Annotated in this window: 13 protein-coding genes and 2 pseudogenes; 9 read left to right on the forward strand and 6 right to left on the reverse strand. The window is 59.3% G+C overall.

The window, feature by feature from the left end; genetic code table 11:
- Positions 1–136: 136 nt before the first annotated feature.
- Genes L6D81_RS02435 through L6D81_RS02445 form a run of 3 tightly spaced genes read left to right on the forward strand, consistent with a single transcriptional unit; the run spans position 137 to position 1,345 of the window.
- On the forward strand, positions 137–835 hold the full coding sequence (locus L6D81_RS02435; protein WP_236177768.1) for an AzlC family ABC transporter permease: 699 nt from the start codon (positions 137–139) through the stop codon (positions 833–835).
- The gene (locus tag L6D81_RS02440; protein ID WP_236177769.1) at positions 832–1,146 is read left to right on the forward strand and encodes an AzlD domain-containing protein; all 315 of its coding nucleotides are present in this window, start codon (positions 832–834) and stop codon (positions 1,144–1,146) included. The genes L6D81_RS02435 and L6D81_RS02440 overlap by 4 nt, the downstream gene beginning before the upstream one ends.
- 40 nt (positions 1,147–1,186) lie before the next feature.
- Complete coding sequence (locus L6D81_RS02445; protein ID WP_236177770.1) at positions 1,187–1,345, forward strand: hypothetical protein; 159 nt, start codon at positions 1,187–1,189, stop codon at positions 1,343–1,345.
- A gap of 45 nt (positions 1,346–1,390) precedes the next feature.
- Here L6D81_RS02445 and L6D81_RS02450 read toward each other — a convergent pair whose 3' ends face one another.
- On the reverse strand, positions 1,391–1,663 hold the full coding sequence (locus tag L6D81_RS02450; protein WP_236177771.1) for a hypothetical protein: 273 nt from the start codon (positions 1,661–1,663) through the stop codon (positions 1,391–1,393).
- A gap of 267 nt (positions 1,664–1,930) precedes the next feature.
- Positions 1,931–2,611: an SOS response-associated peptidase gene (locus L6D81_RS02455; protein ID WP_236177772.1), complete on the reverse strand. Its 681-nt coding sequence runs from the start codon at positions 2,609–2,611 to the stop codon at positions 1,931–1,933.
- 358 nt (positions 2,612–2,969) lie between these two features.
- Here L6D81_RS02455 and L6D81_RS02460 point away from each other — a divergent pair, with 358 nt between their 5' ends.
- Entirely contained in the window at positions 2,970–3,869 is a 900-nt protein-coding gene (locus tag L6D81_RS02460; RefSeq protein ID WP_236177773.1) for a polysaccharide deacetylase family protein, read from the forward strand.
- Between the two features lie 122 nt (positions 3,870–3,991).
- On the forward strand, positions 3,992–4,234 hold the full coding sequence (locus L6D81_RS02465; RefSeq protein ID WP_236177774.1) for a DUF1652 domain-containing protein: 243 nt from the start codon (positions 3,992–3,994) through the stop codon (positions 4,232–4,234).
- Positions 4,235–4,237: 3 nt separating this feature from the next.
- Here L6D81_RS02465 and L6D81_RS02470 read toward each other — a convergent pair whose 3' ends face one another.
- On the reverse strand, positions 4,238–4,600 hold the full coding sequence (locus L6D81_RS02470; RefSeq protein WP_236177775.1) for an NUDIX hydrolase: 363 nt from the start codon (positions 4,598–4,600) through the stop codon (positions 4,238–4,240).
- A 197-nt stretch (positions 4,601–4,797) separates the two neighbouring features.
- On the opposite strand from L6D81_RS02470, the gene L6D81_RS02475 reads away from it, so the two are divergent.
- On the forward strand, positions 4,798–4,986 hold the full coding sequence (locus tag L6D81_RS02475; RefSeq protein WP_236177776.1) for a DUF2188 domain-containing protein: 189 nt from the start codon (positions 4,798–4,800) through the stop codon (positions 4,984–4,986).
- A 59-nt stretch (positions 4,987–5,045) separates the two neighbouring features.
- On the opposite strand, the gene L6D81_RS02480 is transcribed toward L6D81_RS02475, so the two are convergent.
- Positions 5,046–5,285: a hypothetical protein gene (locus tag L6D81_RS02480; RefSeq protein ID WP_007950501.1), complete on the reverse strand. Its 240-nt coding sequence runs from the start codon at positions 5,283–5,285 to the stop codon at positions 5,046–5,048.
- Between the two features lie 165 nt (positions 5,286–5,450).
- Here L6D81_RS02480 and L6D81_RS02485 point away from each other — a divergent pair, with 165 nt between their 5' ends.
- Positions 5,451–5,786, forward strand: a complete 336-nt coding sequence (locus tag L6D81_RS02485) for a hypothetical protein (protein ID WP_236177777.1) — start codon at positions 5,451–5,453, stop codon at positions 5,784–5,786.
- A gap of 64 nt (positions 5,787–5,850) precedes the next feature.
- Here the strand turns inward: L6D81_RS02485 and L6D81_RS02490 are convergent, their stop codons facing one another.
- Entirely contained in the window at positions 5,851–6,312 is a 462-nt protein-coding gene (locus L6D81_RS02490; protein WP_236177778.1) for an RrF2 family transcriptional regulator, read from the reverse strand.
- Between L6D81_RS02490 and L6D81_RS02495 the strand changes: the two are divergent.
- Positions 6,306–6,785 (forward strand): annotated as a pseudogene (locus L6D81_RS02495) (FAD-dependent oxidoreductase); the annotation flags it as partial. The gene L6D81_RS02490 and the pseudogene L6D81_RS02495 sit on opposite strands and share 7 nt — an antisense overlap.
- A 53-nt stretch (positions 6,786–6,838) precedes the next feature.
- On the opposite strand, the gene L6D81_RS02500 reads toward L6D81_RS02495, so the two are convergent.
- Complete coding sequence (locus L6D81_RS02500) at positions 6,839–7,117, reverse strand: Rho-binding antiterminator (protein WP_236177779.1); 279 nt, start codon at positions 7,115–7,117, stop codon at positions 6,839–6,841.
- A gap of 237 nt (positions 7,118–7,354) precedes the next feature.
- Here L6D81_RS02500 and L6D81_RS02505 point away from each other — a divergent pair.
- Positions 7,355–7,541: pseudogene (locus L6D81_RS02505) on the forward strand (hypothetical protein); the annotation flags it as partial.

A 7,541-nucleotide genomic window follows, 5' to 3' on the forward strand; every position in this document is an offset into this window, starting at 1 on the left:
GCGTGTGTGAATGGTTGCCATGTTACGCCGGTAAACGACTGAGGGAAGGGGCTGCGCCAACTGCGCAAGATTGTTCAAGCCATCAACGGATGTTTGCTGGCAGAGTCCGGGGTCTTGTCTCACAGTTGAGCGTGTTATGTCTGACTCATTAATGCCGCGCCGTGCCTTTCTTCGCGGCGCCGCGGCGATCATGCCGTTATCCCTGGCCACTGCCCCGTGGGGGCTGCTGGCCGGCTCCATGGCCATCGAAGCCAACCTCACGCCGCTGCAAGGGCAGGGCCTGTCGAGCATCGTGTTCGCCGGTGCTGCGCAGTTGGTGGCGATCGGTATGCTCAAGGGCGGCGCCGGGATTTTCTCGATATTGCTGACCACCTTGCTGCTGACCTCACAGCATTTGCTTTACGGCATGAGCATGCGCCGGGTGATCTCGCCATTGCCAGGTCGTTGGCGCATCGGCCTGGGCTTTTTGCTCACTGACGAGCTGTTCGCCCTGACCAGTCAGCACGACCGTCAGCAGTTCAACCGCTGGTACGCCCTGGGCGTCGGCCTGACGTTCTACATCGCCTGGAACCTCTTCACCCTGGCTGGCATCGTGCTCGGCAGCAGTATTCCGGGGCTTGAGCACCTTGGGCTGGACTTCTCGATTGCCGCGACCTTCATCGCCCTGATCACGCCAGTGGTACGCAATGTGCCGACGGTGGTCTGCGTGGCGGTGTCGCTGTTCTGCTCGGTGCTGTTCAGTTACTGGCAATGGGGTTCGGCGCTGGTGCTGTCGGGTCTGGCCGGCATGACGGCCGGGTTTATCTGCAACAAGCTGTATCGGGAGCGCACATGATGGTCTGGGCAGTGATTATCGGCATGGGGATTCTGGTGTTCCTCAACCGTTACGTGTTTCTTGAACCGCGCTTGCCGGTGCGTTTGAGCAGCAACGCGCGACAATTTCTCGGCTTTGCCGTGCCGGGCATGTTGACCGCCATTTGCGGGCCGATTGTGTTCATGCCGGACAAACAACTGAACCTGCAGTGGGATAACCCTTATCTGCTGAGTTCATTAGTGGCGATCGGGCTGGTGATCTGCACGCGCAATACGTTGCTCAGCATGCTGTTGAGCATGGCGATCTTCTTTCTATTGCGCTGGTGGCTTTAAGTTCTACGCTAAAAGCACTAATTCCGTTAGCGAGGTGAACATGGCAACCGAGCAGAAACGTCCTGATGACGATGACGATGACGATGACGAGCCGAGTGAAGAAGAAATCGAGCGGGAGAAACACAAGGAGCAGACCTGGAAGCATGATGACAGCCGCGAGTTGTCCGACCGTGACCAGGAACGCCCGCTGAAACCCTGAACGCCACAACGAAAAAGCCCCGCGATTGCGGGGCTTTTTCGTTCATCACAGATCGTCCAGCTGCGTGAAATCGGGGTGGGCGGCCCGATAACCCAAGGTCTTGTCGATCCAGGCATTCAACTCGTTGACCATCACCGGCGGGTGGCAGGGATAGCTTTCGAGGGTGGTGCGCAGGATGCGGTCGATATCGGGTACGTCACGCAGGTTTCGAGTCTTGATGTAGTGGCCGATAAAACAGTCGAGTTGAAAGCGTTCTGTCGTGGACAGATGAATACACTCCAGGCCGGTGACCTGTTTGATTGCAAAATCGTCGCGCAACTTAGTTCTCTGCAAGGCTTGTAAGTTTGTGGGGGATTCCTGGTTTTGCTGACTCTTTGGTCAACTGGTATGCCAAAAGGAAATGCGGCGCGCATGCTATCCGTAGTGTTTGTAAATGTATGTATGACGGTTGAAATGTCAGACGGGCGGTTAGTTCAATCAAACGATTGTTTCAGTTGATTGTTTCGCGTTTGAAACACCGGGTGTAACGCGCAGGATTCGATGCGTGGACTTCTGCTCTTGATAACGCATGGCGGCGGCATTTGTTTATGCAATTTCTTCGATCAATTCGGCGCCCTGATGACGGGAGTTACCCACCGCTTTGCCGACTTTGTGCCATTGGAACGCTTCGCTGGGTTCGGCTTCGAACAGCAGCATCTGCTCGGCGCGGTCCGTGGGGGTGGCGGGATCGAGCCATTCCTGCACGCGATCAGCGCTCAACACGATCGGGCGTCGGTCATGGACATCGAGCAAACCACCTTCACTGTTGGCGGTGATGATGACGAAACCATCATCATCCCGAGGTGGTCCGCCGGGTGTCGGAAACTGGCCGATGGCGGCGCAGAAAACCGGTTGCTGATCGGTGCGACGAATCAGCCAGGGCTGTCGGCTCTGGTCGGGTGCATTGACCCACTCGAACCAGTTGTCGACCGGCACGATCAGTCGATGGCGCCAGATCGCTCGAAAGAACGGCCCGTGGGCGACTTTTTCCACCCGCGCGTTGATTGGTGCGGCGCGATCCTTGGCCCAGTGCGGGCGCCAGCCCCAGCGCAGATTGTCGGCGTGCAGCCGTTGTTGATGTTGATGGAGGATGGCCAGTGACGTCGTGGGCGCAGCGTTGTAATGCGCCAGCGGCGCGTCGCCGACGTGATTGATCAGCGCATCGGGAATGCTCAGCACCGCGACGAAATCGTGGATGCCCCGGTATTGCGACAGTCTTCCGCACATCGGCCGCCCCTCCGGCAAACACCTGCCTGAAGGTTTCAGCTTAGTTGCACGGTTCAATCCTTGCTGCCCTGGCTCAGCGCCCAGCTGACTTTGCTCCGCTTCCAGGCCGCCGCGCCGTTGGCCAAGGCGTTGCAGACCAGGTCGCTGGACCTGGGATTTCTCGGGGTTTGTCGCAGATGCGGAGTGTCTGTTTCTGGCCGCCAGACAGGCGCTGGCACGCTGAGCGAGCGCCTGAACCAAACCCTGTGTAATCTTTATCCAACCTCGGCCCATCTCATTGGGTCGCAGGGAGGCAGCAGTGGCGAAGGAGTTTTGCCAATCGACAATATGACCGCAACGGTCGGGCTCAAGGCAAAACATGACACAGTGGTTCAAGCTTTTCTGCGCGATGGCGGTGGCCGTCGGTCTGGCCGGATGCATCGCTGCTCCCATCGAAATGTCCGCACAGACCGAGGCTCGGCTGAAGGCTCAGGCGCCCGTGCGCTTTCTGTTGACCTTCGATGACGGGCCCAGCGCTTCCGGTTTTTTCAATCCCACCGAAACCGTGCTCGACAGCCTCAAGGACAACCCGCTGCAGCCGAATATCAAAGCGGTGTTTTTCGTCCAGACCCGGGCGCCGCGAGCGGGCAACAGCGAGATCGGTCGGCGGGTCATGCGCCGCGAGCACGCTGAAGGGCACATTTTGGGTTTTCACACCGCCACCCATTGGCACACCAATCATCGATTGCTCGACCCGGACGAGCTTGAAACGGCGCTGACCAACGGCTCGGCGGACATCGCGGCGATCACCGGCGTGCCGCCGACGTTACTGCGTCCACCATTCTGGAACTACGACACACGCACCTTCGCCGCCTATCAGCAGCACCATATGCAGGTGTTGCTGACCGACTTGAGCGCCAACGACGGCAAAATCTGGGGCTTCAACGCCAGCCCCCGGCGGCGGGCGAACATGCTGCGTCAGCTGTCGCAAGTCCGAGAGCGGATTGCCAACGGCGAACTGCCAACGGTGGATGGGGTCATTCCGGTGGTGGTGACCTTCCACGACCTCAATCGCTATACCGCCCGCCACACCCGCGAGTACTTGCAGATTCTGCTCGACAGCGCCGCCGCCACCGGCGTACGACTGGCAGACAAACCGTTCTATGACGATCGCGCGGCGCTGGAAAAAGCCGCACTGGCGCGCACGGTGCGCGAGTCGTCGAAACCTGTGGATCTGCCTGGGATCTGGAACTGGATCTGGGATCACGATGCCCATTGAATGCGGCCACTTGAAGTTGTGAAGCGGTTGGCAATTTTTGCAATGGGCGGCGAGAGCGGGTCGCCAAAAGCTCATCTATGCTGAACGGGTCGCCAGAGCCAACGCCTGTGAGGCGTGCCCCCATGATTGCCATTGCCGACATTTGCCGCATCGTCGAATCCGGTTTTTCCCCGCTGTATTGCGATTGCACCGAAACGGCGCAGGGACTCTTGCAGATCAAGGTTTACGAACCCGACAGCGGGCGTGTCGACCTGCTGCTCAACGGGGTTTCCCCGGAGCACCTGGTCACCATTCGTGACATCTCCAATTTCATCGGCGAACTACGCACTGAAATGAACGCCGGACGCCGGGCGTTCGCCGGCTGAGGGTCAGAGGCGTCGCCGAAAGGCGCGGACGATGCTCAGCGTGGCGTCACTGACGTTCAGGTTCTGCACCGCATCGAGCGGGTGCCAGAGACAGTCGACGATCTCATTCAGCGGGCGCGCCTGATCAATGTTCAGCACCGCTGCCTCGTAGACGTGGTGGCGGGTGCTGCCGTTCTGTAATTCCATCAGATAAAGCATGTCATCGCTGTCCAGGCCGGTCTCTTCTTTGAGTTCGCGGACGGCGGCCTGCGCGCGGGTTTCTCCCGGTTCGACGGTACCCCCAGGAAGTGTCCAACGGCACCTGGGTTTGCGCACCAGGAGAATGTGTCGATCCTGCTCGCAAATGACGGTTGCACGTACTTTCATGTGTTACCCGATGATCGGTTGTCATAAATCTGTCATGAATTAGCAATATTCGGGCCGCCGCCGGTTTAGAGGTTCTGAGTGCCTGACGGTGGCAAAAGTGCCGGAGACTTGACGCGGCCGCAGTGCGACGTTCGGTCGGCACGACGAAGCATGGCGGGTGTAAGGTGGAAAAGTTCGTTAGCAGACAGGAGGTGCCTATGAGCAGGGCGATGCTGAACAAAATGCACATGAATGGCTACGACGTACTCAGCGTGAACAATGGCCCATGGCGGGTCTGCACGCAGGGTGACCGGCTCGCTTCGTTTGCCAGTCGCGAGGAGGCGCTGGCCTACGCCGCCGCGCTGCCGGGGTACAAAAGCCGCGTACGCGCTCGCAAGGCAGACTGAAGGCCTGTGAAGAGAAAGCCCCGGTTGTCCGGGGCTTTCTGCTGTGGGCACGGTGAGGTTCAGTGGACTTTGGTTCGGCTGATGGCGCGGGCTTTCACTTCCCGGGCATACAGTTGCAGGCGCTCCTCATCGCTTTGCAGCACTTCGCAGGATCGAAGCACCGCCTGGGCGTCCGCCTCGTTGCCCGACTGGCGCAGTTGCTCGGCGATGCGCTTGAGGTCCACCGCCGACCATCTCAGGTCCGATGCCACGCTTTGCAGGTCACGCTGAAGTTCGTGTTCGTATTCATTGAGCCGCATGATCACCTCCGGAACATTCTCGGTAGAAAAGAGTAGCCGCATTTTCCGGGAGTGGGTCAAGGGTCGTCTGTCAGGCCCGGTTTTCGCAGAATGCCGGCAGAGCGCTACGATGGATGTCCGAACAGTTACAGGGTACATTCGCGTTTTTCAGATGAAGGAATCACCATGCGGATGTTGATCGGGGGGATGCTGTTGGCGGCATTGGCCGGTTGTTCGTTGCCCGCGTCACTGGTGCCGGGCGAGCCGAATGTCAGCAAGACCAGCGCCAAGACTCCCAAGGACTACGCCGCGTGTGTATTGCCGCTGTGGCAGCAGGACGTTGCCAAGACGTCCCAGACAGCGATTTCCAATGGCTACCGAATCACCGCGCCGAGCATCGTCACCGCCGACGAGATTCTCGATGTGGTCAAGTACAAGGACGGCAGCCGCGTTTCCCTGTATCAGGGGCCGCCTTGGGCGAAGTCCGGGTCGTTGCGCAAAGCGGTGCGTGATTGCCTGTAATGGCGAAATAAAAAAAGCAGAAACCGGTGATCGGTTTCTGCTTTTTTTTGCCTGCTGATCGAGCTCAGTCCGAGAGGTCGATGAGTGGAATGCCGGCGCCACCGGTCTTCTTTTCCCGGCGATCCTGCATCCAGTCTTCCACTTGGCTGTTGAACCCTGCCGGCGCCTTGCGCCCGACCTTCCTGGCGATGTCGAGAATGGTCTGCTGGGCGAGGGCTTCTTCCATGCGTTTCTGCGCGGTCATCATCGCGGCGTGAATCGAACAGGGGCCTTCCAGCGCCCAGTCCGGCGGCGAGCCATCGAACAGCGCGCAGCGTCCGCGTATCTCCCGGCACTCGAAAATGTTCTTGCGGCCATCGATGGCATTGACGATGTCGAGCAGGGTGATTTCATCCGCCGGCCGCGCCAGGGTGAAGCCGCCACGCACGCCGCCGGTGGACTCCACCAGTTTGCCTTTGGCCAGTTTGGTGAAGATCTTCGCCAGGTAATCCAGCGGCACCCCTTGCAGCTCTGCCAGATGAGGCAAAAACCGTGGTCTGGACCACCGGCGTGCGCGCCAGCTCCCTGACCGAACAGATTCCTGCCGAGCGGGATCGTCAGGGCCGGCTACACGTTGATGCCAATCTGAAAGTCATCGGTCAGGACGACATCTTCGCCACCGGCGACGTGGCGTACGCGGCCACCGACGATATCGGCAACTTCGCCCTGATGACCTGCCAGCACGCGATTTCCCTCGGCCGGCATGCTGGCAACAACGTTGCGGCGCAGATCCTGGGGGTCGCCCCGACGCCATACAGTCAGCCGAAATACGTGACTTGCCTTGACCTCGGCGCCTGGGGCGCGGTGTACACCGAAGGCTGGGATCGTCAGGTGAAACTGGTCAAGGAGGAGGGCAAGTCGCTCAAGACCCAGATCAACACCCAGTGGATCTATCCGCCAGCGGCTGACCGTACCAGCGCGCTGGCCGCTGCGGATCCGATGATTCCCGTCGTAGCGTAAAACGGCGCGTCACAAAAAATCCCGCCCGGTTGATGCCCGGCGGGATTTTTTGTTCAGATTCCGCAAACTCCTCCGGCAAGGACCACCCGGCCGAACTCGGCGTTGGCCTCCTGAGGCGTGATCGCGAGCAATTGGTCGAGGCGAATTTCCTGTTGCGCGCCTTGTTGCTCGATCACCAGGAATTCTTCTTTGTCACTGCTGGTTCGCGTGGTCACGGCCCGGGCCATCAGCCGCTGACCGTCGATCAGCTCAATGTCCAGCTGATAGCCGCGCAGGCAGGCGATTTCCAGATAGTCGTGCAGATCACAGTTCAGCGGCTGATAACGGGTCATGGCGTTACTCCTCGAAACCTTGCGCGATGATGAAACGATCCGCCTCGTGCATCAACCTTCCTGCGGCGGTGCTGATGAAGAGAAGGGCGTGAATCTGATTCTGCAGGATGCGTAATGCGCGGTGACAGTTGCGCGCGGGCGTTCTTTTCGCGTGCGCTAGGCTTTGAATGCAGGCCCATTACGGGCCGGCATTGCTGTGTTGGGAGGATTGTTTTTTGATTCAAGGAGCGACCGATCATGGATGATCTGGTGAAAGAAGTGATTCCGCTGTTGCAGTACCTTATCCCGGGGTTTATCTCGACCTGGATTTTCTACACCCTGACGGCCTTCAAGCGGCCGGATACGTTCGGGCAAATTGTGCAGGCGCTGATTTTCACGTTTGTGATTCACGGGGTGGTGCTGGGGCTTGGGGTGGTTTGTGTGT

Source organism: Pseudomonas sputi, from assembly GCF_021603585.1.
GTDB lineage: Bacteria > Pseudomonadota > Gammaproteobacteria > Pseudomonadales > Pseudomonadaceae > Aquipseudomonas > Aquipseudomonas sputi.